This is a genomic window from Vibrio sp. V03_P4A6T147 (assembly GCF_002241085.1).
Classification (GTDB): Bacteria; Pseudomonadota; Gammaproteobacteria; order Enterobacterales; family Vibrionaceae; genus Vibrio; species Vibrio anguillarum.
Genome location: NZ_NDIO01000099.1, coordinates 1 through 26914 on the forward strand (window position 1 = coordinate 1; position 26914 = coordinate 26914).

The following is a 26914-nucleotide window of genomic DNA, read 5'->3' on the forward strand; positions in this document are numbered from 1 at the left end:
TGAAAAGTCACTCGCCAAAAAATAAGCGTTTCAAATTTAAACAATTTTCCATTGACGGTGGACAAGCAGGAATGCCTGTTAGTACCGATGGGGTTCTATTAGGCGCGTGGGCTTTCACACACCATCCCAAAACCATTCTCGATATTGGCACCGGTACTGGGTTATTGGCATTAATGTGCGCACAACGTTTTAGCGATACACAAATTACGGCCATCGATATCGATGCCTTTGCCTTTGAAGCGGCCCAATACAACAGTAATGCTTCTTCATGGGGGCAACGCATACAGGTTTTACAAGGTGATATTTTAGATACCTCTTTTACGCCGTCCTTTGATGCAATTATTTGTAACCCACCCTATTTCAACAGTGGTGAACTGTCTCATGATCCCCAGCGAGCTACTGCTAGGCACACCAATCAACTTGCTCATCACGCTTTATTAGTCAGAGCAAAAAGTCTCCTCAACGATGAGGGGCAAGCTTGTTTTATTTTGCCCGTGTATGAAGGGGAACAATTTATCGAGCAAGCACTCACGCTCGGCTGGCAGCTTAAGCGGCGCTGCACTGTACAACCCATAGCACACAAACCCGCTCATCGGCTATTGATTGAACTAAGTTTAGCCTCGGCTTCTGTGATTGATTCATCGTTGGTCATTCACTCATCAAGTGGTTATAGCGAAGCCTTTATTGCCCTAACTCAAGATTTTTATCTCAAGATGTAGAAATAACATGTGATCCTAATCACCAATCCCCCTATAATGTTCGACCTTAATTTTATAGCCAAATAAGCCTAACGGCTTGTGGAGTACTCACTGTGATCAAAACCTTTGCTGACCTCGATCTTGACCCTTGCATCATTGCGGCCATTGAAGATATGGGCTTTGAACGTCCCACCCAAGTTCAAGCTGAAGCGATCCCACAAGCCCTAGATGGTCGAGATATTCTTGCCTCTGCGCCAACGGGAACCGGTAAAACCGCTGCATTTGTTTTACCCGCGCTACAATATCTTTTAGATTTTCCGCGCAAGCGAGCCGGCCCTGCACGCGTCTTGATTCTGACCCCAACTCGTGAATTGGCGATGCAAGTGGCGGATCAAGCTCGTGAACTGGCGAAGAATACTCGCCTCAATATCGTCACCATCACTGGCGGCGTACAATATCAAGAGCACGCCGACATCTTAGCCAAAACGCAAGATATTGTGGTGGCAACGCCTGGTCGCTTGATGGAATACATTGAAGGCGAGCGTTTTGATTGTCGTGCGATTGAATGGCTTATTTTGGATGAAGCTGACCGCATGCTGGACATGGGCTTTGGCCCAATCGTCGATCGTCTCGCTGCGGAATGTCGCTGGCGTAAACAGACCTTGCTCTTCTCTGCAACACTGGAAGGTCATGGTGTGGAAGGTTTTACCGCCGATCTCTTAAAAGAACCAGCAACAATCAATGCCGATCCTTCTCGTCGTGAACGCAAAAAAATCACTCAATGGTATCACCGCGCCGATACCATGGTGCACAAAGTTGAGCTATTGAAGAAAATCCTCACCGAGCAAGCCGAACGTTCTATCGTGTTTATCAAAACTCGTGAGCGCTTAGCTGATTTGCGTACAGAGCTAGAAAAAGCGCAAATTCCTTGTGCTTGGATTCAAGGCGAAATGCCACAAGATCGTCGCAATAACGCCATTACGCGATTCCGTGAAGGCGCAGTCAACGTACTACTGGCAACCGACGTGGCCGCACGCGGTATTGACTTACCTGACGTAAGTCACGTGATCAACTTTGATATGCCACGTTCAGCGGATGTGTACTTACACCGCATAGGTCGTACGGCTCGTGCTGGTAAAAAAGGCAATGCGATCTCTTTGGTTGAAGCCCATGATCAAGTGATGATGGACCGCGTCGCGCGTTATGTCGACGAGGAGATAAAAGAGCGCTTCATTAAAGATATGCGCCCGCAGCACAAGAAGCCGGTATTCAAAAAGAAAAAGAAAACCGATGACAAAAAAGTCAAAGTGGTTTCGAAGAAGAAGAAAGCGAACAAAAAGAAAAAATAGTGTTCCAATACCACCTATAAAAAAATGCCGATACTGAAATATCGGCATTTTTTATCTTTAACGTTTGAAGAGAGTATCACTCTCTTCAAACTCACCAAGGTTTAATGTTCGCGTGTCGCACGGAACTCCACTTCAGGAAAACGCTCTTTGGCCAGATTCAAATTGACCATAGTCGGCGCGATGTAAGTCAGGTTATCCCCACCATCCAGTGCGATGTTACTTTGGTTTTTGCGCTTAAACTCTTCGAATTTTTTATCATCTGCGCACTCAATCCAACGTGCTGTTGCAACGTTAACACCTTCGTAAATTGCCTCGACGTTGTATTCAGATTTTAAACGAGACACCACCACATCAAACTGCAGCACACCCACTGCACCCACAATCAAATCGTTATTTTGTAGTGGGCGGAAGACTTGAACCGCTCCCTCTTCCGACAACTGCACTAAACCTTTAAGCAGTTGCTTCTGCTTCAGTGGATCGCGCAAGCGAATACGACGGAACAGCTCAGGAGCAAAGTTAGGAATACCTGAGAATTTCAACGATTCACCTTGAGTAAAGGTATCACCAATCTGAATTGTTCCATGGTTATGCAAACCGATAATATCGCCAGCATAAGCATTTTCAGCACGAGAGCGATCGCCCGCCATAAAGGTAACCGCATCAGAAATACTCACTTGCTTACCAATACGCACGTGGTTCATTTTCATGCCTTGGGTATAAGTACCCGACACAATACGCATAAACGCAATACGATCGCGGTGTTTAGGATCCATGTTCGCTTGAATTTTAAACACAAAGCCTGAGAATTTCTCTTCCGTGGCTTCAACAATACGCTCATTAGCTTGACGTGGCATCGGCGCCGGAGCCCACTCAGTTAAACCATGCAGCATATGGTCCACACCAAAGTTACCTAATGCCGTTCCGAAGAAAACAGGGGTCAACTCACCTTTTAAAAACAGCTCTTGATCAAATTCATGAGAAGCACCCAATACCAATTCAAGCTCATCACGCAGCTGAGCGGCAAGGTCATCACCCACGGCCTTATCCAGATCAGGGTTGTTGAGGCCCTTGACAATGCGCTCTTCTTGAATAGTGTGGCCTTGGCCGGTCGCGTACAGAATCGTCTCATCACGGTGAATGTGGTACACGCCTTTAAACTCTTTACCACAACCCACTGGCCATGAAATCGGGGCGCAGGCAATCTTCAGCTCATTCTCCACTTCATCAAGCAATTCCATTGGGTCGCGGATCTCACGGTCCAATTTGTTCATGAAGGTTACAATCGGTGTATCACGTAAGCGAGTCACTTCCATCAGCTTACGAGTACGATCTTCAACACCTTTTGCTGCATCAATCACCATTAAGCACGAGTCAACCGCCGTCAATGTGCGGTAAGTATCTTCCGAGAAGTCTTCGTGCCCTGGAGTATCGAGCAAGTTAACCAAACAATGATTGTAAGGAAATTGCATCACAGAGGTCGTGACCGAAATACCACGCTCTTTTTCCATTTCCATCCAATCTGATTTAGCATGCTGGTTAGAGCCGCGCCCTTTTACCGTTCCCGCTTTTTGAATGGCATTCCCGAATAGCAGAACTTTTTCAGTAATGGTGGTTTTACCCGCATCCGGGTGCGAAATAATAGCGAAGGTTCTACGTTTAGAAACTTCACTCAAAAAAGGAGTATTTGACATGAAACAGGTCTTCTCAATATGCTGATATAAGGGAGAGCCGAAGCGCTTACGCTGATCAGCAGTTCGATTCAAATTTGCGCGGTATTCTCCCCTATATTTGATCTAGGAGCAACTTTCGTCGCTATACAAATCAACAAGAGAATGACGACCTTTCTATTTGTAATTAAATTATCAATAAATATGAGCTATAACTAAAAAGGGCGAAGAGAATAAGCGAGTATTATGCTGATAACCAAACAAAGAAATTCTCTGGCATTTAAACAAGCCAAAACAGTGTTCCTAGTCTCGGTGATCCTTGGGATAGGCTTTAGTTTGTATCATACTTTGCTCGACCTGCACCATGAGCAAGCTCGCATTGAAGATCACTACCGTTTTAAACTGCTGCAAAATTATTCAAATGCCAGCCAGGCTGCTTATCACCTCAATAACTTATTAGCCAATCAAGTCGTCTCTAGCCTAATGGTTGATAATGCCATTTATCACGTTGAAATTATTGATGATTTTGGTGATACACTGGCAAAAAAAAGCAGAGAGATTCCAGCACAGACGGCTTTTATTCGGCTCTTATCGAATTATCTGACACCTGAAATACCCATCTTTAAAACTGACTTACATCAACCCAATTCGAGTGTGGTGGTAGGTAGCTTAAGTTTTTCCGTCAACGGCTCTTCCATTGCCAAAGAATTTATTGCAAAAACCACACGAGTATTGCTGTTTGATCTCTTTCGAAATGTGTTGCTGACTTCGATCCTTTTAGTCTTTTTTTACTACAAGCTGTCAAAACCCATCACCACGTTAATTTCGTGGGTTCGTTCATTGCAAAACAATCAACGCCCAACACAGCCGCCATTACAACAGCAAAAAAATGAGCTCAGTGAGTTAGCCGGTACTTTCTATACTTTATGGAAAGAGCGAGAGCTCGCGGATGCTAAACTTAACCAATTAGCCTACTACGACACGTTAACTGGCCTTGCTAATCGCAGCTTGCTGCTGCAACTGCTCACTGATGCGATTGATAACAGTATTCGCACCCACACTTCTGGTGTGTTGTTTTACCTTGATCTCGACCGTTTCAAAACGATCAATGATTCACTTGGACACACAACGGGGGATCATTTAATCAAAGCTATCGCCATGCGTATGGATGGCTGGCTTAAACACGATTACACCGCCGCACGCATCGGTGGCGATGAGTTTGCGGTGTTGATTCCTCATCTCTCTCGCCAACAAGCAGAGAAGGTAGCTCAGCAGCTTCTGGCTCTGATTTCCAACCCTTACTCGATTGATGACCACCAGCTTTATTGCACTGTGAGTATTGGTATCTCGATTTTTCCGTCAGTGGGCAAAACCAATATCGATGTCCTTAGACAAGCCGATACAGCGCTTTACCGCGCAAAAGCGAATGGACGCAATAAATACATGTTTTATGAGCCAGAAATGCAGGCTCAAGTCGAATCGTTTCTGGAAATTGAAAAAGGCCTCCATGAAGCCCTCAATACCCAACAGTTAGAACTCTATTACCAACCTCAAGTCGATGAGCGGCACAATATTGTCGGTGTGGAAGCCTTGATCCGCTGGAACCACCCAACCAAAGGTGTATTGCCACCGGGTGTGTTTATGACCATAGCAGAAGAAACGGGGCAAATTATTCCGATTGGAAACTGGATATTAGAGCAAGCGTGCTATCAATACGCCGCTTGGAAGCGCCAAGGAGTATTACCGCCCCATTTTCGCCGTTTAGCCATCAACATCAGTCCGTTGCAGTTTTCTCAAGATTCTTTTGTTGAACACATTAACCATGCAATGCAACAAGCAGGTATTACTGGTGAACATCTTGAATTGGAGATTACTGAAGGGCTATTACTGGAAAATGTAGAAAGTGCGATTCAAAAAATGGTGCAACTTAAAAAAAGTAAGCTGAGCATCTCGATTGATGATTTTGGCACTGGTTATTCATCACTGCGTTACCTCAAACTTTTATCGGTGGATGTACTCAAAATCGATCGTTCTTTTGTCACTCAATTGCATTTAGATGAGAGTGACCAAGCAATTGTGGATACGATTATTATGATTGCGAAACGTTTAAATTTGGAGGTAATAGCCGAAGGTGTGGAAGAGTGCCAAGAACTCGAAACTCTCAAACAATTGGGTTGTGATCAGTTCCAAGGTTACTTATTTGATAAGCCGTTAACCGCTAAGGAAGTCGTCAAGCGTTTTGCAAGCCCATGCTATCAACTCAATGAACATCAAAAAGATAAGGCGCACCAGAAATAGTTCCGAGACGCCTGACCATGAAAAAACCTGAGTTTGCAAACGATCCGCTGATGGAAAATAAGCTACAAAAAATAGTAGCTCATGATGATCGCATCTTCTGATCCTTTCGGAGTGGGATAGTAGTTCACTCGACGATCGAGCTCATTAAAACCCAGCGATTCGTACAAGCTATAAGCGCGGATGTTACTTTCGCGAACTTCAAGCCACGCACTTTCAGCTTGCGCTTTTTCACAGTAAGTTAAGAAAAACTCCATCAACAATTTTCCGTAACCCTTACCTTGCTGCTGCGGATCGACAGCGATATTTAACAAGGTCACCTCTCCAACAATATTCTGTGCATAGAAATAACCGACAACTTTGCCATCAACCAACATAGCATGGTGGCATGCACCACGACTCGCCAAGTCGCGTACGAGTGATTCAGCCCAAGGGTAACTGTGAGCTTGCTGCTCAATGGACCAAATAGCATCAAGATAAGGAAGTGATAAAGGCACAACATCAATATTCATAGTTTTATGACTCATAAGAACAAATTTGCTGCCACAACGCCCGGCGCAGCTCGGTATTGCCATCTATCTCAACTAGCGGCGGTGACGTTAACACTTTCTGAGCCAACGGGCTTTCTCTCTTTTCACAGCCTGAAAACCACAACCATTCAATGCTGGAGCCTGTTAGTTGGCTAAGAGAGTGAGGCTCAAGATGACACGCCTGACTGATTTCGAGCCCCATACTCTTCAATACTCTTGAAAACAGCAATAGAGCACCTTGTTGCGGGTATTGGGGGGAAACGAGTAATAATCGGCACGTGCTCGGCAGCGTCACCGGATCAGGTTGATAGCCAGCCAGCCGCTGTGGATGGATAAGCTCCCAACGCTGGATGCCCATTTCTTGTAAATATTGATTTTCGTGATGTGACATCTGTTTATGACCTCATTGAACATCGCAATCCTAACAAATCAGCGCCAAGACAGAAACCGTTAATCATCCAATGACCCAAGAGCTATGCCCAAACAACTTGAAGTTGCAGATAGGCGGCAAGTGAATTCATCCCTATGAGCCTAGATAAACAAGGTGATTGGGGTGAGCGAATATAGCCAACACCACGGCAGCTTCAAATGAGAAGGGCATAAAAGTAAACAGGGAGCTCTGGGCTCCCTGTTAAGAATAGAAATACGGTGATTAAAGATCGTTGAACTCTGGGCAATACTCAATTAAACCCGCTCGCCCGCTCAATTCGCCGTCGACTAATGCAACGATCTGAAACGCGCCAACTGGAACATCCCAACGACAACGAAAATCAAATTTCGCCGCCTCTTTAAAGCCAAAGCGTTGATAATAATCCGGGTCACCCAAAACCACACAAGCTGGATAATCGAACTCAGCCAAACAGATTAACCCCTCTTTTACCAACGAGGCGGCGACACCTTGATTTCGCCACTCTTTTTTCACGGCCAACGGTGCAAGCCCTTGCCAATTTAAGTCTTCACCATTGAGTAAGACTGGGCTAAACATCACATGACCAACGACTTCGCCGTCATCATCACAGGCCACTAAAGAGAGCGTCAAATGGCTGTTTTCCCTTAATGTCATGACCAAATTAGCTTCAGCTTCTGTCTCAAAGGCTGATTTTAATAAGCGGTCAATCGCTAAGATATCCGCTGGCGCTTCAGTTCGAATAAGCATTCATTACCTCATTTTGTGTCACTGGCGATTGTACGCCCTTATGCACAAAATCTGCTAGCTGATTTATTAACATCTGGAACGGTTTTGGTAAAAGCTCTAGGTCAACACTGTCCATCAGATTCTTCACCTCTAACCCCAGTTCGGTATCCCCTTCAATGGAGAGTCGACGTTGAAAGAACAGCGTATCAGGATCTTCTTTTCGACCAGCAATCAACACCATATCATTTAGGTTACCGCTAAAGCTGACATCTTCCACTTCCGTCTTATCAGACACAACAAGTTGTTCCGCTTGATAGCTGATATACCAATTCAAATTCAAATCGCGAATTGAAACCTTTAACCATTTCCCATCAAGAAATTCAAAGTCACCTTCTTGCAAAGCCTCATGAAATATAGTTTTCAACCCTTCTAGCAAGGCTTTTTTTTGTACAACTTGCGGTAAGAAGTGGACTGGGGATCGCAAAATTGAAGCGGCGTTTTGAACTAGTTGAGCACGAATCTTGTGAATCACGAGCGTTATCCGTTACTTTGTAATGCAATAGTACCTAATCATAATGGATGTGGGGGTGCAAATTCCTGTGATGCATCAAAAAACGTACATTGTTTGAGAACCTTTTCTAGCTTAGTAATCAAAGTTATAGTTAATGTGTTACTTACGTTGTAACATCCTCATGAATATAAGTGCTCTGGAGAGTGGTAGTAGCTTGATGCCTTCGCAACATTTACAACATTGGTTTGCAAAAATCACGTCGAACAGTCCGTTCTTTTTTGCCATCTTGAACGACCAACATAACTATGTGATGGTCAATGAACGTTATTGTGATATTGCAGGGCTGAGCACAACCGAATTGGTTGGAATGAATGACTCACAAATTCTGGGTGAGCATTTCTACCGCCATCTCAAACCCTATTATGAACGGGCATTTCAAGGAGAAACGCTTGAGACCGAACTGACTCTTCACGAGATCGATTTAGAAACGAGTTTGCATTTCTCTTTATCACCTATCATGGGTGATAAAAAAGTCGAAAATATTGTGTTTCACGCCATCGACACCTCCGAAAAACAGATCCTCATTCGCTCATTAGAAGAGTCGGAAAATAAGTTTTCAACCTTGACTAGCTTGCTTCCCGATGGATTGTTGCTGGTCGATGACGACTGCATTATCTCTGCTAACCCCGCATCGGCTCGTTTACTCGGTTTTGAAAATACCTCAGAGCTTCTTGGTGAAGAGTTATCGCGCTTGTTTGTCGATGAAAAAAGTAAAACCGTATTCAGCTCTCCACTTAGTTTATTACTCGCAGGGGCACCATTGGTCTGCCTCACTGGGCCAAAGTGTGGCTTTGAACGTAAAGTTCAACTGCACGCTGGAGCCACCGTCGTGCTGGGCAACAGCTCACAACTGATTTTGATTCAAGATGCAGAAGATGCACCTAAGCAGTTGTCTTCGACTATGCATGCCGATATCCACATTGACTCACTGACTAACTTGTATAACCGTTTTGGTTTCACTAAACGTTTAGAACAGTTCATTCAAAATGAAACACCCCTTGTGATGCTCTATTTAGACATTGATAACTTCAAAAACATCAATGACTCTTTAGGCCATCATATTGGCGATAAAGTCATTAAAGAGGTCTCAGCACGGCTGAAACGTTTACTACCGCAACAAGCGATTGTGGGCCACCTTGGCGGCGATGAATTTGGACTAATACTGCCTGATCCTGAAAATAGTCGCGCCGCTGAAATGTTGGCTGAACGCATCATTTCTTTGATTAACCAACCGTTTGATCTGCACCATTTCAGTAAACGCTTAGCCTGCTCCATAGGTAGTGTCGCCTACCCTGGTGACGGTAGCGATGCACGCGTATTGTTGCAAAACGCCGATACGGCGATGTATGAAGCCAAAGATCGTGGTAGAAACCGTCTGATTAAGTTCAACGATCAAATGAACAAAGAAGCGCGCATGCGCTTATGGCTTGAAATTGAACTGCAAAAAGCGCTGCAACAAAATGGCCTTGAAGTGTGGTATCAACCGAAAGTAAATGCTCGCGACTTCAGCATCAATGGTGCGGAAGCTTTGGTGCGCTGGAAACACCCTGTGGAAGGGTATATCAACCCGGGCGCTTTTATCCCTGTCGCGGAAAAAGCTGGGCTGATTGAACATTTAGGCCGAGTTGTGATGCGTGATGTCTTCTCGACCGTAAAACGCTGGAAGCTGCAAGGCATTTTACCAGGTCGCGTGGCGATCAATTTATCGCCCGAACAGTTTTGTAACCCGAAGTTGATTGATTATATGGAAAAACTGCTTCGCACCACGGAGCTTGATCCAAACTGCATCACATTTGAACTGACCGAAAGTGCCGTCATGAGCGACAGCGAACACACCTTGCAAATGTTGAACGCGATCAAAAAACTGGGCTTTTCTCTGTCCATTGACGACTTTGGTACGGGGTATTCCTCGCTCTCTTACCTCGCTCGCTTCCCGATTGATGAACTTAAAATTGACCGCGCTTTTATAACGGATATCGATACGCTTCCTAAACAAATAACCGTCATTGAAAACATCATCAATTTAGGAAAATCACTCAACTTAACGGTCGTTGCCGAAGGTGTGGAAACTCAACAACAAGCCACACTGCTCTCTAATCTCAACTGTAACTCAATTCAAGGCTTCCATTTTTATCGGCCACAACCGAGGCAGGAAGTAGAAGAGTTATTCGTTCAAAATCGTCGTCATCGTTCTACTCCCAAATAAGTAAATCTCGTTTATTCGACCCAAACCTGCCTTACATCAAATTTGCTATTCATAATGCTTCATAAAATACCACTACTTTCCCTTAGATATCGTACGGATCAATGGAACTTTTATGTCCTGCAGGTAACCTGCCTGCTCTAAAAACAGCGATCGATTGTGGTGCAGATGCGGTTTATATCGGCTTCAAAGATGATACCAATGCTCGCCACTTTGCTGGCCTTAATTTCGCAGGTAAGAAGTTAGATAAAGCGGTGCAATATGTTCATGATCACCATAAAAAAATTCATGTCGCGTTAAATACCTTCGCCCACCCTAATGGCTTCGAGCGTTGGACTCACGCCGTCGATAATGCCGCCAGTTTAGGCGTAGATGCGTTGATCATCGCCGATATCGCGGTATTGGATTATGCCGCTAACCGATACCCGGATCTCGAATTGCATCTTTCTGTACAAGCCTCCGCCACCAACGTCGCCGCTATCGAGTTTTATAAGCAGAATTTCAATATTAAGCGGGTGGTGTTACCACGAGTGCTATCAATCCATCAAGTCAAACAGCTCTCACGTAATATGATGAGTGACGTCGAGCTTGAAGTATTTGCCTTTGGCAGCTTATGTATTATGTCTGAAGGGCGCTGTTATCTCTCTTCCTATATGACGGGAGAATCACCCAATACTGTCGGAGCCTGTTCGCCCGCGAAATATGTCCGCTGGCAAGAAACGGACTCAGGTTTGGAATCTCGCTTAAACGAAATTTTGATTGATAAATACGCAGCCGGAGAAAATGCAGGCTACCCAACCTTGTGCAAAGGTCGTTTTGAAGCGCAGATCGATGGGCAACCTAAACGCTACCACGCACTGGAAGAACCAACCAGTTTAAATACGTTATCACTATTACCAGAACTGTTTGCAGCCAACGTTGCTTCCGTCAAAATTGAAGGTCGCCAACGTAGCCCTGCATATGTGGAGCAAGTGACTAAAACCTGGCGAGCGGCGATTGATCGCTACCAAGCAAATCCACAAGCCTACCAAGTAGAAACGGCTTGGAACACCGCCTTAGCCAACGTTTCTGAAGGCACGCAAACGACACTCGGCGCGTACCATCGCCAATGGCAATAAGAGAATGGAGAAGAGAATGAAATATGCGCTGGGTCCTTTACTCTATTTCTGGCCCAAACAAGAGGTAGAAAATTTTTATCAACAGGCAATCAATAGCCCTGCTGATGTGATCTATTTGGGTGAATCGGTCTGCTCCAAGCGACGTGAGATAAAACCACAACACTGGTTTGAGATCGCCAAAGCGCTTTCACAAGCGGGTAAACAGGTTGTGATCTCAACCATGGCGCTACTGGAAGCACCGAGCGAAATCAATGTGATGAAAAAGTATATTGAGAATGGCGATTTTACGATTGAAGCCAATGACGTTTCGGCGATTCAACTCGCCAGTGAAAAACGCCTTCCTTTTGTGGTTGGGCCCGCCGTGAATGCTTACAACGCACGCACACTGCAACTGTTCCTAAAGCAAGGGATGATCCGTTGGTGCATGCCTGTTGAACTATCCCGTGATTGGCTAATCAATGTATTGCAACAATGTGATGAGCTTGGTATCAAAAACCAGTTTGAAGTAGAAGTTTTTAGCCACGGATACCTGCCACTGGCTTACTCCGCACGCTGCTTTACCGCACGGGCTGAAAACCGCGCGAAGGATGAATGTGAGACTTGCTGTATCAAGTATCCAACCGGAATTCAGGTTCACAGCCAAGAAGGCCAAGCGGTATTTAACCTCAACGGTATCCAAACCCAATCGGGCTATTGCTATAACCTTGCTAATGATTTACCAAGCATGGCGGGATTAGTCGATGTCGTTCGTTTAAGCCCACTAGGTCTTGAGACATTCGAACATCTGTCGCAGTTCAAGGCCAATGAAAAAGGAGAGCATCCCTCCCCTTTAACCAATCACCAATGTAACGGCTATTGGCACCAATTACCGGGCCTAGCGATTCAACAAAGCTGAGCGTAGCCTCCCCCAAGAGAAAAGGGGGAGGCTCTTATTAAGCGAACACGGTTTGCTTCGCGTTATCACAAGGTAGTGCACGCAAATCTCGCCACAACATCAAACCCACCACCAAACTTAACGCAATATTGGAAATGGGGAAGGCAATCCACACACCAGTCACACCATATAACTTAGGTAACAAATACAAGAACGGTAGTTGGATCGCCATATTACCAATGGTGACAAACATCGCCTTACTGCCGCGATTGGTCGCTTGATAAAAGGCGGCGGCGACAACTAAAAATCCATCCAAAAACAGCGCGAACATATGCAGTTTTAAGCCCAGTACAGCGCTTGCCATCAATTGCGGGTCAGTTGAATTGAAGACCGCAACAACCTGAGTGGAAAACAAGTTCAGCAGCACCACAAAACCCAGCCCGCCAAGCACAGCAATGCTCATTGCAATTTTGAGCAGTTTTCTAATATGAAGATAGTTTTTGGCACCATAATTGAAGCTAACTAACGGCTGCATACCATTCGCGATGCCCTCTGCCGTTAAGTAATAAACCGTGACGATATAGCCTAATATCGCGTATGCCCCAACGAGTACCGCGCTGCCATAGTGAGCAAATAGGCTGTTGTGCACCGCCACCATCATCGAACCGTAGGCATACATAAAAAAGCTTGAAGTACCAATCGCAACAATCTTAGGTAACAACGACCATTGCACCCTCATCACCGAGAGTGACAGCTGCAACTTGGCTCGCGTCGAAAAGAAATAGCCTATGCCTAATACAGTCACACTTAATTGTGCGAGTGCCGTTGCTATGGCGGCACCAGTAAGTTCCCAATGTAAAACGGCAATAAACAGATAATCAAAGAGAATATTGATTATCGCACCACTTACCATCAGCAATGTGGCTAAATTAGGGCTGTCGTCGTTTCGTAACAAGAAAGGCATCGCAATAGAGCCAAGCGTAAAGACACAAGCGATCACTAATACCTGCAAATATTGCAAGCCAAGTTCGTAGACTCGTCCTTCAACGCCTTGCCACGCAATGAAATCGTCCGCAAGAAACCATAGAATTGTCGCCACCACGGGAGCTAGCATCACAAGCAACAATAGGCCAGTAGCAAGCACTTGCTTGGCTGCCGCCATGTTCCCTTCACCTTGCTTGATCGAAGCCAGAGCACCAGTTCCAACGCCCACCAACATGCCAAGCCCTAAAATAAAGCCAATAATAGGCCACGCAACGTTAATGCCCGCCAATCCCTCAGCACCAACATAATGACCAATAAAAATACCATCCACCACTTGATACAAGCCATTGACTAACATAGCTGCCACGGTCGGAATGGTATAGCGCCAAAATTGGCGGTAAATTGAATTTTTCATAACAGACACCATAGTTAGCAAAGCTAACTATATAAGTAAATTAAAGTAATACTTTGGATAACAACATATTAAAACACAGTGCTTCTTCTTCCGAGAGATGCTTAGTCACTTGCTCTGCGACAACAGCGTACACTTTCGCTTCATCCGCTAAATGCTCACGCGCAGTATCGGTGAGAGAAACTCGGTAAGAACGCGCATCATCTTGGCATTGTGCCGTCTGAACTAACCCTTTATTTTTAAGCCTTTTAACCATATTTGATACCGATGGTTTACTCACTTCCATCTCATTGGCTAAATCAGTTAAGCGCAGTGGCAAAGAAGAGCTTTGAATCACTTTAAGGTAATCATATTCATTAAAGCTCAATTGTGAAATGGGATCAGCTTTGCTATACCGACGCCAGATTTTTGCACTAAAACGCTCTAATTTTTCTAAGTTAGCTTCTAGTTTCACTGTTTTTCAAATTAAAATGGTTATCAAGGCTAACTATTTTATGGATCTTTAGCTCGTTAAGCAACAAAAAAGCCGCTGAAAAAGTCAGCGGCTTTAAGGAAAAGGATATAATAAGGTACTTATTGCTGAGACTCTGGCTGCTCAGCTTTCGCCTTAGCTAAATAGTCGGCTCTTACTTGCTGGAAAATTTTCCCCAATTCAAGATAAGCGTATCGATGCTCAACATATTCGTAGACGTTAAATGACAACGCAAGCTTGTACAAGGCGATCGCGTGCGCGTAATTTCCCTCTTGTTGATAACGCTTAGCGAGATAAAAATAGACCTCAGTTAAACGCTGTGCTTGTATCGCATTACCGCTGCCTTCTTCTAAGATCATCTTAAAAGCTTGCTCTTCCGATATCTCCTTAAGCGTTAACGCAACCAAGAGCCATCCCCATTGATCATCTCGAACTTTATAGCGATTGAAGAGATCCACACGTGCCTGCAAAGGCTCGCTTTCACTTTGAATAATATATAGCCACAATGCACGAAAGGGATCGCTAGGGTCATGTTGATAATGTGCGCGAATCTCTTCCAGCGCAAGTTCTGTACGGTCGCCGTAATAAAGTGCGATGGCTCTGTTACGCTCAGCGTAAAAATTGTCAGGTTCAAGTTCTAATGTCGAATCAAATGCCTCATAAGCGGCATCAAACTCTGCGACTTGCGTGTAATACACGCCTAATAAATTAAAGATATCAGGCTGCGCCGGGTTAAGCGCGAGTGACTGCTCAAAATCTAAACGTGCTAAAGTACGTAGCCCAACACTGTCGTAGTTGTTACCACGCTCATAAAACATTTTAGCCCGCACATCATCAGGTAGATCAGTGCGTTGTAGCAGTTGCGTCAAACGCGCTATCTGAACTTGTTGCTGTAATGAAGACTGCAATGGCACTGCCATCGGAGGGTATACCCATTGACTTTGATTGTCATTTTGAGTTGACGCGCAGCCCGACATTATCAGTATCAAAGCACTCAATGCGGCCGTTGGAAACCATTTCACAAATAAAACTCCTGTGTACCCCAAAGCTCAAGATAAGTGGGTGTATCGCATTAATCTAGGCATGAAAAAGGGAGCGAATAACGCTCCCTTTATATCATGCTTTATGTTGAAAAGGCGACTAAAGCGCCGTGCTTCTCAAGCTTAAAGTGGCCTTATTCAGCCGTTGGTGCTGCAACAACTTCTTCAGCTGGTTTCTCTACCGCTTCTTTCATGCTTAGACGAACACGGCCTTGGCGGTCGATTTCAAGTACTTTAACTTGAACTTCTTGGCCTTCTTTCAAGTAATCAGACACTTTCTCGATGCGTTGATCCGCGATTTGAGAAATGTGTACCAGACCATCTTTACCAGGAAGAATGTTAACGAACGCGCCAAAATCAGCCAGACGAGCGACCTTACCAGTATAGATAGCGCCGACTTCAACTTCAGCCGTGATCTCTTCAATGCGACGAATCGCTTCTTTAGCTTGAGCGCTATCGGTTGCCGCAATCTTGATTGTACCGTCATCTTCGATTTCGATGGTTGTGCCCGTCTCTTCAGTTAGAGCACGGATCACAGCACCACCTTTACCGATCACGTCTTTGATTTTCTCAGAGCTGATCTTCATGGTGTAAATGCGTGGTGCAAATTCAGAAATCTCAGCACGAGCACCAGAGATCGCTTGATCCATCACAGAAAGGATATGCTTACGTGCACCTTGTGCTTGGTTTAGCGCAATTTGCATGATCTCTTTGGTGATACCTTCGATCTTAATGTCCATTTGCAGTGCAGTGATACCTTGGTTAGTACCCGCTACTTTAAAGTCCATGTCACCTAGGTGATCTTCATCACCAAGAATGTCAGAAAGAACAACGAAATCATCGCCTTCTTTAACAAGACCCATTGCAATACCTGCAACTGAAGACTTGATTGGTACACCTGCATCCATCAGAGCAAGAGAAGTACCACATACCGAAGCCATTGAAGATGAACCGTTAGATTCTGTGATTTCTGATACGACACGAACTGTGTATGGGAACTCTTCCACTGAAGGCATAACGGCAGCGATACCACGCTTAGCCAGTTTACCGTGGCCGATTTCACGACGCTTAGGAGAGCCTACAAAACCAGTTTCGCCCACACAGTATGGAGGGAAGTTGTAGTGTAGTAGGAAGTTATCTTTACGCTCACCTGTTAGCTCATCGATGATTTGAGCATCACGCTGAGTACCAAGAGTAGCGGTTACGATTGCCTGAGTTTCACCACGAGTAAATAGTGCAGAACCGTGAGTACGAGGAAGAATACCAGTGCGTACGTCTAGCGCACGAACCATGTCTTTTTCACGACCGTCAATACGTGGGTTGCCAGCAATAATGCTACGACGTACAACCGTCTTCTCTAGATCGTGGAAGATAGTGTGGATTTCTTTCGCATTTGCTTCAGGATCTTCAGCAAGAATTACTTTGTTTACTTCAGCAGCAATTTCATGAATACGGTCGTAACGAGCCATTTTTTCAGTGATTTTGTAAGCTTCAACAAGCTTAGCTTCTGCTAGTTCAGCGATCTTGCTGTTAAGTACTGTGTTCTCTTGAGGAGCAACCCAATCCCAAGCTGGAGTGGCAACTTCAGCAGCAAATTCATTGATCGCTTTAATCACAGCTTGTTGTTGGTCGTGGCCGTAAACAACCGCTGCTAGCATTTCTTCTTCAGTTAGGTTATCCGCTTCTGACTCAACCATCAGCACTGCGTTGTCTGTACCTGCAACCACAAGATCAAGACGAGATACAGCAAGCTCGGTCATGCTTGGGTTAAGCACTAATTGACCATCAATGTGACCCACGCGCGCCGCGCCAATAGGACCATTGAATGGAATACCAGAGATAGCAAGTGCTGCTGAAGTACCAATCATAGTTACGATATCAGGTTGAACGTCTGGGTTTACAGACATCACTGTCGCGATGACTTGAACTTCATTTTTAAATGCATTAGGGAAAAGAGGACGAATTGGGCGGTCAATCAGACGCGCAGTCAAAGTTTCGCCTTCTGATGGACGACCTTCACGCTTGAAGAAGCCACCTGGAATTTTACCCGCTGCGTAAGTACGCTCTTGGTAGTTAACAGTAAGAGGGAAGAAGTCTTGACCTTCTACTGCTTCTTTTTTACCAACAACAGAAACGAATACCGCGGTATCGTTCATAGTGACCATAACAGCCGATGTAGCTTGGCGTGCGATAACGCCGGTTTCTAGAGTGACGGTATGATTACCGTATTGGAATGATTTCACTACTGGTTTATCAAACATTGTTTATCCTTGCTCTAGAGTTGCCTCTAGATTGAATGAAATAACACTCAAGACATTACGAATCGCGACTAGTAAAAATAGGCTCTATATCACGGGAAACAAAGCGTTGGGCTTGCCGCTCCCACTGGTATCTGAACGCTACTTTTAATAGCCGCGACCTGCTGGCCGACTTCGGTGACTGTAATGCTATGAGTATGAAGCGTTAAAGTACATACAACACACTTTAACGGCGGGTAGTATAGCGACTTAGGAGAGATTGTGCCAAATTTAGATAACAAAAAAGGGGCTAAAAGCCCCTTTTCTGAACAAACTGATCTTAGCGACGTAGCTCAAGACGTTTGATTAGGTCTTGGTAACGACCTAAATCTTTACCTTTTAGGTAGTCTAGAAGCTTACGACGGCTTGAAACCATGCGTAGTAGACCACGACGGCTGTGGTGATCGCCTTTGTGAGTTTTGAAGTGACCTTGTAGGTGGTTGATAGAAGCAGTTAGTAGTGCTACTTGTACTTCTGGTGAACCAGTGTCGCCTTCGCCACGTGCGTATTCAGCAACGATTGCCGCTTTAGTTTCTGCATTCAGAGACATAATGCTCTCCTAATAAGAGTAAGTTTAAAGGTGTAGCAGCCAATCTCTGATTCAGCCGCTACGCGAAGCCGGGATTATAGGGAAATCCCCAACGTTAAGCAATAGCTATTTAAAGCGACTCTTCGTCTCTAAAAACGACCAATCGCTTAGGCGCAACACGACCATCTTGGTCAATTTCACCCACACCGATAAAGAGTTTCTCTTCACCCATGGTCATGCGCACTGTGCCATCAAGTGGCACACCCAACACTTGCACTGGTTGGCCATGTTGTACCATGTCTGCCAACTCAGGAATAAGGTTAACTTCCGGCAAATCTTGCACCGCACTGTCCATTGGCATTAATAACGAGTCCAACACATTTTTCGGTGCGACATCATCACGCAGCGCCTGTTGCAGCAATGCATCAAGTTGCTCTAAAGTCACCATCTTCTCATATGGGTACTTCGCGACCGCAGTACGACGCAGCATGGTCACATGTGCGCCACAACCAAGCATTTCACCTAAGTCATCCACGATAGTGCGGATATACGTGCCTTTCGAACAGTGCACATCCATTTCAACTTCATCACCTTCGAAACGAATCAATTCAATATCATAGACAGTGATTTTTCGAGATTCGCGCGGAATATCAATGCCTTCACGAGCGTATTCATATAGAGGACGGCCTTGATATTTCAGTGCAGAAAACATTGACGGAATTTGGTCGGTTTCACCACGAAAACGCTCGATGCACTCTCGCAGGGTATTTAATTGCACATTGACAGGGCGTGTTTCCACTACCTCTCCGTCTGAATCAGAGGTATTGGTTCGCTCACCCAGTTTTGCAATGACTCGATAACGCTTATCTGAATCAAGTAAAAACTGAGAGAATTTTGTCGCTTCACCAAGGCAAATAGGCAACATTCCTGTTGCCAAAGGATCGAGCGCGCCAGTGTGTCCGGCTTTTTCTGCAAAATAAATACGTTTTACTTTTTGTAAGGCATCATTCGAGGAGATACCCGTTGGCTTATCCAGTAAAATTACCCCGTTGATTGGGCGACCTTTACGACGACGAGCCATCTATTCATTCCCTTCTTCTGCAGACGCTTCATCTTCACGCCCTGCATCTTTCTGTCTGCGCTTATCATTGCTGACCACTTCAGTCACCAAGTTGGACATGCGCATACCTTCAACCAAAGTATTGTCATAAGTGAAGCGAATTTCTGGTGTCAAACGTAAGCGAATACGTTTGCCAAGCATCATGCGGATATGAACTTCATGCTCTTTTAACGCAGCTAAGCAGCTTTCTGGGGTCTGCTCACCAACGCATAGAAACGTCACAAACACTTTTGCATAAGCAAGGTCACGTGACACTTCGACTTCTGAAATAGTCACCATACCTAAGCGTGAGTCACGGACTTCACGTTGTATGATCATGGCGAGTTCTTTTTGCAGCTGTTGGGATACGCGCTGCGTGCGGCTAAATTCTTTTGACATATCTTTTCTCACATATAGAAAGAATGGGGGGATGGTTCAACCCAGCCCCCCATGGTGTATTCAACAACCGATTACTGTCTATTTCAATACAGCAACGTCAGTCAATTAATCCAGTGTACGTTTAATTTCCACTGTTTCGAAGACTTCGATTTGGTCACCAACGCGAACATCATTGTAGTTCTTAACGCCGATACCACATTCGTAGCCATTCTTCACTTCTTGCACGTCATCTTTAAAGCGACGTAGCGATTCAAGCTCACCTTCGTAGATAACCACGTTATCACGTAGAACACGGATAGGGCTATTACGTTTGATAACGCCTTCAGTCACCATACAACCAGCAACTGCACCTAGTTTAGGTGATTTAAATACTTCACGAACCTGAGCAAGACCAATGATCTCTTGCTTAAACTCTGGTGCTAGCATGCCGCTCATGGCCGCTTTTACTTCATCAATCAATTGATAAATGATTGAGTAGTAACGTAGGTCTAAGTTTTCAGATTCGATAGTACGACGAGCTGATGCATCAGCACGAACGTTAAAGCCAAGTACGATAGCGTTAGAAGCTGCTGCAAGTACTGCATCAGTTTCTGTGATACCACCCACACCAGAACCCACGATGTTCACTTTCACTTCATCAGTTGAAAGGTTACGCAGTGAATCAGCAATGGCTTCAACCGAACCTTGAACGTCTGCTTTTAGTACCACGTTCAGTTCAGCCACTTCGCCCGCTGTCATGTTAGAGAACATGTTTTCAAGCTTAGATTTCTGCTGACGTGCAAGCTTCACATCACGGAATTTACCTTGACGATAATTTGCCACTTCACGTGCTTTACGCTCATCACGAACTACTGTTGCTTCATCACCGGCAGCTGGAACACCAGACAAACCTAGAATTTCAACAGGAATTGATGGGCCCGCTTCCGTAACTTCGTTACCAGTTTCGTCGCGCATCGCACGAACACGGCCATATTCTTGACCACATAGTACGATGTCGCCTTTGCGTAGTGTTCCTGATTGAACAAGAACAGTTGCCACAGGGCCACGGCCTTTATCAAGACGAGACTCAACTACCACACCAGACGCCATACCATCTTTAACAGCATGAAGCTCAAGAACTTCAGCTTGAAGTAGGATAGCTTCTAGTAGGCCTTCAATATTGGTTCCCTGTTTCGCAGAGATGTGAACAAACATGTTCTCACCGCCCCACTCTTCAGGAATGATGTTGTGTTGAGCAAGCTCATTTTTCACGCCATCTGGGTTCGCGCCATCTTTATCGATTTTGTTTACTGCAACGATAAGTGGCACATTCGCCGCTTTCGCATGTTGAATCGCTTCAACCGTTTGTGGCATTACGCCATCATCTGCTGCAACAACCAATACAACGATATCTGTCGCTTGAGCACCACGAGCACGCATTGAAGTAAACGCAGCGTGTCCAGGAGTATCAAGGAAGGTGATCATACCGTTTGGTGTTTCAACGTGGTAAGCACCAATGTGCTGAGTAATACCACCGGCCTCGCCTGATGCGACGTGTGTGCGACGGATGTAATCAAGTGTTGATGTCTTACCGTGGTCAACGTGACCCATGATTGTCACAACTGGCGCACGAGGTACTGCTTCAAACTTGTTATCACGGTCAGAAAGGATCGCTTCTTCCAGTTCATTCTCTTTGCGGATGAGAACTTTATGACCCATTTCTTCAGCGACTAATTGCGCGGTTTCTTGGTCGATCACTTGGTTGATGGTTGCCATTGCGCCCATCTTCATCATCACTTTGATAACTTCAGTTGCTTTCACTGACATTTTGTTTGCCAGTTCAGAAAGAACAATCGTTTCACCGATCACAACATCTTGCTTAGCGACAACCGCTGTTTTATCAAAACCATGTTGCATCGATGCAGGTTTAGCCATACGACCTTTACGAGCTTTGCCTCGGCGCGTACCGCGCTCTTGCTTATCATCCTGAGATGAGATTTTGCTCTTATTAGCTTTCGTAGATTTACGGCTAGCACCTTCTTCACGGCGATCTGCTTCATCTTCGGCTTCACGTGCATACGTTGAAGTCGTAACATGGTAATCTGTATTTTCTTCCATACTACCCTTTTTCTCTTCTTCAGCAGACCAACGCTCTTTATTCTTCTCAGCCAATTCACGTGCTATTTCTAGCTGGCGCTGACTTTCCTCTTCAGCTTTACGTAATGCTTCGGCTTCTTGACGACGTTTAAGCTCTTCGGCTTCTTTTCGCGCTGCTTCTTGCTTCATTTTATTTTCAGCAGAAAGTTCTGGTTTCACTGCAGAACGTTTTGCTTTCTCATCCGCGTTAGCTGTTGCATTCGTTTGTGCTTCAACCTTCGCTTTCTCTTGTGCCTCACGCTTCGCTTTTTCTTCGGCTTCACGCTTTGCTTTTTCTTCGGCTTCGCGCTCTGCTTTTGCTTGTGCTTCACGCGCTGCTAATTCTTGTGCTTCACGTTGCGCGGCTTCTTCCGCTTCACGTGTTGCTTCATCGTCTACTGCACTGCGCTTAACGTAGGTACGTTTTTTACGCACTTCAACTTGAACATTCTTACTTTTGCCGCCGCCGGCATTGACGCTCAATGTGCTGCGTGTTTTTCGCTGCAACGTCAAACGAGTCGGCTCTGAGTCACCAGTGGTATCACCGTGCTCTTTTCTAAGATGTGACAGTAGCTTATGCTTTTCATCATCAGAAACGTTATCAGAACTCGTTTTGTTCATGCCTGCATCAGCAAGTTGTTCTAACAAGCGGTCAACTGGCGTACCAATTTCTTCACTCAGTGCTTTAACTGTAAGTTGTGTCATGCCGCTCTCTCCTCTTGCTGAGAATTATTCTTCTTCGCTAAACCAACAAATATTGCGCGCTGCCATGATCAATTGACCTGCACGCTCTTCTGTTAGACCTTCAATATTTTCGAGGTCATCAATACCTTGGTCAGCAAGATCTTCTAATGTGACTATGCCTTTCGCTGCGAGTTTAAAGGCCATTTCACGCTCTAAACCTTCTAGTGCGAGCAGATCTTCTGCTGGCTCTAGCCCTTCAAAAGACTCTTCTTGTGCTAGCGCAATCGTGGTCAACGCATTCTTCGCGCGAGTACGCAATGCTTCGATGATATCTTCATCTAGGCCGTCAACTTCAAGTAGCTCAGCAACTGGCACATAAGCCACTTCTTCAAGCGTTGAGAAGCCTTCTTCAACCAATAACTCAGCGAAGTCTTGCTCGATATCGAGGTACTTCATGAAGTTTTCAATAGAAGCCATCGATTCTTCTTGATGTTTTTTCTGTAGATCAGCAACCGTCATAACATTCAATTCCCAACCAGTCAGTTGAGAAGCGAGACGTACGTTTTGACCATTACGACCGATTGCTTGCGCTAGGTTATCCGCTTCAACAGCAATATCAATTGAGTGCGTATCTTCATCCATGATGATCGATGCAACATCTGCTGGTGCCATTGCATTGATAACAAATTGAGCTGGGTTATCATCCCAAAGAACGATATCAATGCGCTCACCGCCGAGCTCACTCGATACGGCTTGAACACGTGCTCCACGCATACCGACACACGCGCCCACAGGGTCAATGCGTTTGTCATTGGTTTTGACTGCAATTTTCGCACGCGAACCCGGATCACGAGCCGCGGCTTTCAATTCAATCAGCTCTTCACCGATTTCTGGCACTTCTACACGGAATAGCTCAGCGAGCATTTCTGGTTTTGAACGAGTAATGAAGAGTTGGAATCCGCGCGCTTCAGGGCGTACAGCATATAGCAGACCACGAACTCGGTCACCTGGACGAAAGTTTTCACGCGGTAGCTGGTCATCACGTAAAATAACCGCTTCAGCGTTATTACCTAAATCCAGAATAACCGAATCACGGTTTACTTTCTTAACAACGCCAGTAACCAACTCACCTTCGTTATCAATAAACTGTTCGACGATTTGCGCACGTTCAGCTTCACGCACTTTTTGTACGATCACTTGTTTTGCTGTTTGTGTTGTAATACGGTCAAAGGTCACTGATTCAATTTGATCTTCAATATATTGACCAAGTTCAGCTGTTTCGTCGTCGTATTTAGCAGCATCGTATGAAATTTCTTTTGTTGGATGTTCAACATTTTCAACGATTAACCAACGGCGAAAAGTTTCAAACTCACCCGTTTTACGGTCGATAGCAACACGTACATCGACTTCAATTTCATGTTTCTTCTTTGTTGATGTGGCAAGCGCAGTTTCAAGCGCCTCAAAAATACGCTCACGAGGTACGGCCTTCTCGTTCGAAACCGCCTCAACTACCGCTAAAATTTCTTTACTCATTTAATCTAGCCTCTTAAGCTCTTTTCTCTAGGAGAACTAAAATTTAGGGATCAGGTTAGCTTTAGAAATATTGCTTAGCGCAAATAGTTCTTCTTTCCCATCAACGCTAATTGCAACGGTTTCGCCATCAATAGAATGGATAATTCCTTTCCATTTGCGACGGTTGCCGACACCCATTTTCAAAACGATGCTGACTTCGTGACCAATAAACTGTTCATAATGCGCTGCTTTAAAAAGTGGTCTCTCTAAACCTGGTGAAGAAACTTCTAGGTTGTAAGCCACAGAAATTGGATCTTCAACATCGAGCACAGCACTCACTTGATGGCTCACTTCTGCGCAATCATCAACGTTAATACCGTTTTCATGATCAATATAGATGCGTAATGTTGAGTGCTCTCCGGCACGAATAAATTCTAATCCAACTAACTCATAACCTGATGCAGCTACTGGAGCGTCAAGCATTTCAGTAAGTTGTCTTTCTAAACCAGTCATTTAAACCACTCCAGAAACAAAAAAAGGGCACAGAGCCCAATTTAAATTCCAAGCAACTATCTGAAAATCTCATACTTGAGAAACTCAGATAACAAAAACCCCCGATTAGTCGGGGTTTTTTGTTGCTGGACCCTGATGATTGAGAATCTAAATTCTCAATTGCAGTGAGGTTGACACTGCACAAACTTGCATCCAAAACCCAAAAAGAATTGGTTGCGGGGGCCGGATTTGAACCGACGACCTTCGGGTTATGAGCCCGACGAGCTACCAAGCTGCTCCACCCCGCGTCCGACTTGCGAGCATTATACGCTCTATCAAGTGATTTACAAGTTTGTAAATAATGGTGCCGAGAGAGGGACTCGAACCCTCACACCTAAGGCGCTAGCACCTCATGCTAGTGTGTCTACCAATTTCACCATCTCGGCAATTATTTGTACTTATCTAAGATAAGTTATTGCGGGATTTCGTCACCAGATTTTACTGGAACGTCACTCGCTGTATCCGTAGTTTGCTCAATCACTTGACCTTTAGTTGGGTCAATCCATTGTGATTCAGTTTTATGCGTAGACAAATTGCCCAATGCCAAACTAAGAATGAAGAATACGGTTGCAAAAATTGCAGTCATTCGGGTTAGGAAATTTCCTGAGCCACTAGCACCAAACACAGTGTTTGACGCGCCAGCACCGAAAGAGGCTCCCATATCTGCGCCTTTACCTTGTTGAATTAACACTAGGCCAATGATACCAAGCGCTGCCAACAGGTAAATCACAAGTAGAACTGTAAACATTACTTCCACCTATGTTCCAAATAGTTGAGCCAGCGCCGTTCTTATCAACTGACTTGAACAAGGCTAGCGACCTCCTCAACGAAGGCGGACGCAATACTAACGAATGCATCCCATGCTGACAAGGAGTATTTTATAAAAAAATGGAGTTTATGCTTCAAGCGGTTAAAAAAAGGGCAACAACACCCTATGTGTATAGCTAACCATAAGATTTCAAGCCGAATTACGGTCATGAAATCCTAGGTTAACTCATATTATTTTTCTGGTTAGCAATTATCTTTAACCGCTTGCGCTATCTTTAATGCTGAATTTTTTACTAGCTCAGCATCTTCCCCTTCCACCATCACGCGCAATAAAGGTTCAGTACCTGATTTACGCAAGAGCACTCGACCTTGGCTACCAAGTTCCGCTTCTACGGCAGCTACAGCTGCTTTTACCGCTTCGGCTTCTAATGGGTTGGAATCACCACTAAAACGTACGTTTTCTAAAACCTGCGGGTAAAGCGTCATGCCTTTAGCCAGTTCATTGAGCGACATTTCACTGCCCACAACGGAAGCAAGAACTTGCAACGCCGCAACAATCGCATCACCCGTAGTCACTTTGTCTAGCAGTATGATGTGCCCTGAATTTTCTGCGCCAATTTTCCAACCTTTTGCCAGCAATTTTTCCATCACATAACGGTCACCAACCGCCGCTCGCACAAAAGGGATACCTAACTGCTTTAAGCCGTTTTCCATACCAAGGTTTGTCATTAGCGTTCCAACAACACCACCTTTTAATTCTCCACGTCTCAGGGCATCACGGGCGATGATATAGGCAATTTGATCTCCATCCACTTTATTGCCAAGCTCATCAACCATAATTAAGCGATCGCCATCACCATCAAATGCCAGCCCTAAATCTGCTTTTTCTGCCACAACGCGCTGTTGCAACGCACGGACATCCGTTGCTCCAACTTCGTCATTAATATTCAGACCATCTGGCTCAACCCCCATTGCTATCACTTCAGCGCCAAGTTCCTTAAAGACATTAGGAGCGATGTGATAGGTGGCACCATGAGCACAGTCAACGACGATTTTCAGCTTTGATAAATTCCACTGCGATGGAAAGGTACTTTTACAAAACTCGATATACCGCCCTGCAGCGTCGACCATACGTGAAGCCTTACCAAGTTCGGCAGACTCGACACACTCAATCGGTTTATCCAATTCAGCTTCGATCTCCAATTCAATTTCATCAGGTAATTTAGTCCCTTCGGATGAGAAGAATTTGATGCCGTTATCGTAATAAGGGTTATGCGACGCTGAGATAACGATCCCCGCTTCTGCACGAAAGGTTTGAGTCAGGTAAGCAACAGCTGGCGTCGGCATAGGTCCGGTAAAAATCGCCTTTAATCCTGCAGCGGCTAAGCCCGCTTCTAGAGCCGACTCAAGCATATAACCTGAAATACGCGTATCTTTACCAATAATGACTTTTTTCGTGCCTTGTTTTGCCAATACACGTCCAGCCGCCCAGCCAAGTTTTAATACGAAATCGGGAGTGATAGGATACTGTCCAACTTTACCGCGGACACCATCTGTACCAAAGTAACGTCTTTTGTCAGACATGATTTTTCCTTAATTATTATTGTTAAC

At 45.0% G+C, this 26914-nt stretch carries 23 protein-coding genes and 2 tRNA genes; 6 read left to right on the forward strand and 19 right to left on the reverse strand.

Going from position 1 to position 26914, the window contains the following annotated elements:
* Positions 1-719 (forward strand): tRNA1(Val) (adenine(37)-N6)-methyltransferase (locus B9J84_RS03655; RefSeq protein ID WP_143698831.1); only part of this gene is annotated, 719 nt, incomplete at its 5' end.
* 92 nt (positions 720-811) lie between these two features.
* Complete coding sequence (gene srmB / locus B9J84_RS03660) at positions 812-2047, forward strand: ATP-dependent RNA helicase SrmB (RefSeq protein ID WP_013857603.1); 1236 nt, start codon at positions 812-814, stop codon at positions 2045-2047.
* Positions 2048-2148: 101 nt separating this feature from the next.
* On the opposite strand, the gene prfC is transcribed toward srmB, so the two are convergent.
* Positions 2149-3738, reverse strand: a complete 1590-nt coding sequence (gene prfC, locus B9J84_RS03665; RefSeq protein WP_026028084.1) for a peptide chain release factor 3 — start codon at positions 3736-3738, stop codon at positions 2149-2151.
* Positions 3739-3960: 222 nt separating this feature from the next.
* Here prfC and B9J84_RS03670 point away from each other — a divergent pair, with 222 nt between their 5' ends.
* Positions 3961-6012, forward strand: coding sequence for a bifunctional diguanylate cyclase/phosphodiesterase (locus tag B9J84_RS03670; RefSeq protein ID WP_013857605.1), 2052 nt, complete (start codon positions 3961-3963; stop codon positions 6010-6012).
* A 62-nt stretch (positions 6013-6074) separates the two neighbouring features.
* Here the strand turns inward: B9J84_RS03670 and rimI are convergent, their stop codons facing one another.
* The 4 genes from rimI to B9J84_RS03690 all read right to left on the reverse strand — a co-directional run bounded on the left by rimI (position 6075) and on the right by B9J84_RS03690 (position 8206).
* The gene (rimI, locus tag B9J84_RS03675; RefSeq protein WP_013857606.1) at positions 6075-6521 is read right to left on the reverse strand and encodes a ribosomal protein S18-alanine N-acetyltransferase; all 447 of its coding nucleotides are present in this window, start codon (positions 6519-6521) and stop codon (positions 6075-6077) included.
* A gap of 4 nt (positions 6522-6525) precedes the next feature.
* Positions 6526-6930, reverse strand: coding sequence for a DNA polymerase III subunit psi (locus B9J84_RS03680; RefSeq protein ID WP_017046310.1), 405 nt, complete (start codon positions 6928-6930; stop codon positions 6526-6528).
* 261 nt (positions 6931-7191) lie between these two features.
* Positions 7192-7695: a GNAT family N-acetyltransferase gene (locus tag B9J84_RS03685; protein ID WP_094123556.1), complete on the reverse strand. Its 504-nt coding sequence runs from the start codon at positions 7693-7695 to the stop codon at positions 7192-7194.
* Positions 7679-8206 (reverse strand): SCP2 domain-containing protein, encoded by a 528-nt coding sequence (locus B9J84_RS03690; protein WP_094123557.1) that lies wholly within the window; start codon positions 8204-8206, stop codon positions 7679-7681. Before B9J84_RS03690 ends, B9J84_RS03685 begins: the two co-directional genes overlap by 17 nt.
* 196 nt (positions 8207-8402) lie before the next feature.
* Here B9J84_RS03690 and B9J84_RS03695 point away from each other — a divergent pair, with 196 nt between their 5' ends.
* From B9J84_RS03695 to B9J84_RS03705, 3 genes are all read left to right on the forward strand, one after another.
* Entirely contained in the window at positions 8403-10451 is a 2049-nt protein-coding gene (locus B9J84_RS03695) for a bifunctional diguanylate cyclase/phosphodiesterase (RefSeq protein ID WP_026027438.1), read from the forward strand.
* A gap of 101 nt (positions 10452-10552) precedes the next feature.
* Positions 10553-11566 (forward strand): peptidase U32 family protein, encoded by a 1014-nt coding sequence (locus B9J84_RS03700; protein WP_010318915.1) that lies wholly within the window; start codon positions 10553-10555, stop codon positions 11564-11566.
* Between the two features lie 16 nt (positions 11567-11582).
* On the forward strand, positions 11583-12461 hold the full coding sequence (locus B9J84_RS03705; RefSeq protein WP_094123558.1) for a U32 family peptidase: 879 nt from the start codon (positions 11583-11585) through the stop codon (positions 12459-12461).
* 37 nt (positions 12462-12498) lie between these two features.
* On the opposite strand, the gene B9J84_RS03710 is transcribed toward B9J84_RS03705, so the two are convergent.
* The 14 genes from B9J84_RS03710 to glmM all read right to left on the reverse strand — a co-directional run bounded on the left by B9J84_RS03710 (position 12499) and on the right by glmM (position 26887).
* Positions 12499-13839: an MATE family efflux transporter gene (locus tag B9J84_RS03710; RefSeq protein ID WP_026029105.1), complete on the reverse strand. Its 1341-nt coding sequence runs from the start codon at positions 13837-13839 to the stop codon at positions 12499-12501.
* Positions 13840-13879: 40 nt separating this feature from the next.
* Positions 13880-14290: a MarR family winged helix-turn-helix transcriptional regulator gene (locus B9J84_RS03715; protein ID WP_010318918.1), complete on the reverse strand. Its 411-nt coding sequence runs from the start codon at positions 14288-14290 to the stop codon at positions 13880-13882.
* A gap of 119 nt (positions 14291-14409) precedes the next feature.
* Entirely contained in the window at positions 14410-15330 is a 921-nt protein-coding gene (nlpI, locus tag B9J84_RS03720) for a lipoprotein NlpI (protein ID WP_026029106.1), read from the reverse strand.
* Between the two features lie 152 nt (positions 15331-15482).
* Entirely contained in the window at positions 15483-17609 is a 2127-nt protein-coding gene (pnp, locus tag B9J84_RS03725; protein WP_010318920.1) for a polyribonucleotide nucleotidyltransferase, read from the reverse strand.
* Positions 17610-17925: 316 nt separating this feature from the next.
* On the reverse strand, positions 17926-18195 hold the full coding sequence (rpsO, locus tag B9J84_RS03730; RefSeq protein ID WP_010318921.1) for a 30S ribosomal protein S15: 270 nt from the start codon (positions 18193-18195) through the stop codon (positions 17926-17928).
* Between the two features lie 109 nt (positions 18196-18304).
* Positions 18305-19255 (reverse strand): tRNA pseudouridine(55) synthase TruB, encoded by a 951-nt coding sequence (truB, locus tag B9J84_RS03735; protein WP_013857615.1) that lies wholly within the window; start codon positions 19253-19255, stop codon positions 18305-18307.
* Entirely contained in the window at positions 19256-19672 is a 417-nt protein-coding gene (gene rbfA, locus B9J84_RS03740; protein ID WP_026028089.1) for a 30S ribosome-binding factor RbfA, read from the reverse strand. It abuts the gene before it with no gap.
* A 105-nt stretch (positions 19673-19777) separates the two neighbouring features.
* Positions 19778-22492, reverse strand: a complete 2715-nt coding sequence (gene infB, locus B9J84_RS03745; protein WP_047690112.1) for a translation initiation factor IF-2 — start codon at positions 22490-22492, stop codon at positions 19778-19780.
* 24 nt (positions 22493-22516) lie between these two features.
* Positions 22517-24004 carry a transcription termination factor NusA gene (gene nusA / locus B9J84_RS03750; RefSeq protein WP_013857618.1) on the reverse strand — a complete coding sequence of 496 codons (1488 nt, stop codon included), beginning with the start codon at positions 24002-24004 and terminating at the stop codon, positions 22517-22519.
* Between the two features lie 36 nt (positions 24005-24040).
* Positions 24041-24496 carry a ribosome maturation factor RimP gene (gene rimP / locus B9J84_RS03755; protein WP_013857619.1) on the reverse strand — a complete coding sequence of 152 codons (456 nt, stop codon included), beginning with the start codon at positions 24494-24496 and terminating at the stop codon, positions 24041-24043.
* A 210-nt stretch (positions 24497-24706) separates the two neighbouring features.
* A tRNA-Met gene (locus B9J84_RS03760) sits at positions 24707-24783 on the reverse strand.
* A 54-nt stretch (positions 24784-24837) separates the two neighbouring features.
* A tRNA-Leu gene (locus tag B9J84_RS03765) sits at positions 24838-24921 on the reverse strand.
* Positions 24922-24947: 26 nt separating this feature from the next.
* The gene (gene secG / locus B9J84_RS03770; RefSeq protein WP_010318534.1) at positions 24948-25283 is read right to left on the reverse strand and encodes a preprotein translocase subunit SecG; all 336 of its coding nucleotides are present in this window, start codon (positions 25281-25283) and stop codon (positions 24948-24950) included.
* A 263-nt stretch (positions 25284-25546) separates the two neighbouring features.
* Entirely contained in the window at positions 25547-26887 is a 1341-nt protein-coding gene (gene glmM, locus B9J84_RS03775; RefSeq protein WP_017045391.1) for a phosphoglucosamine mutase, read from the reverse strand.
* Positions 26888-26914 lie beyond the last annotated feature (27 nt).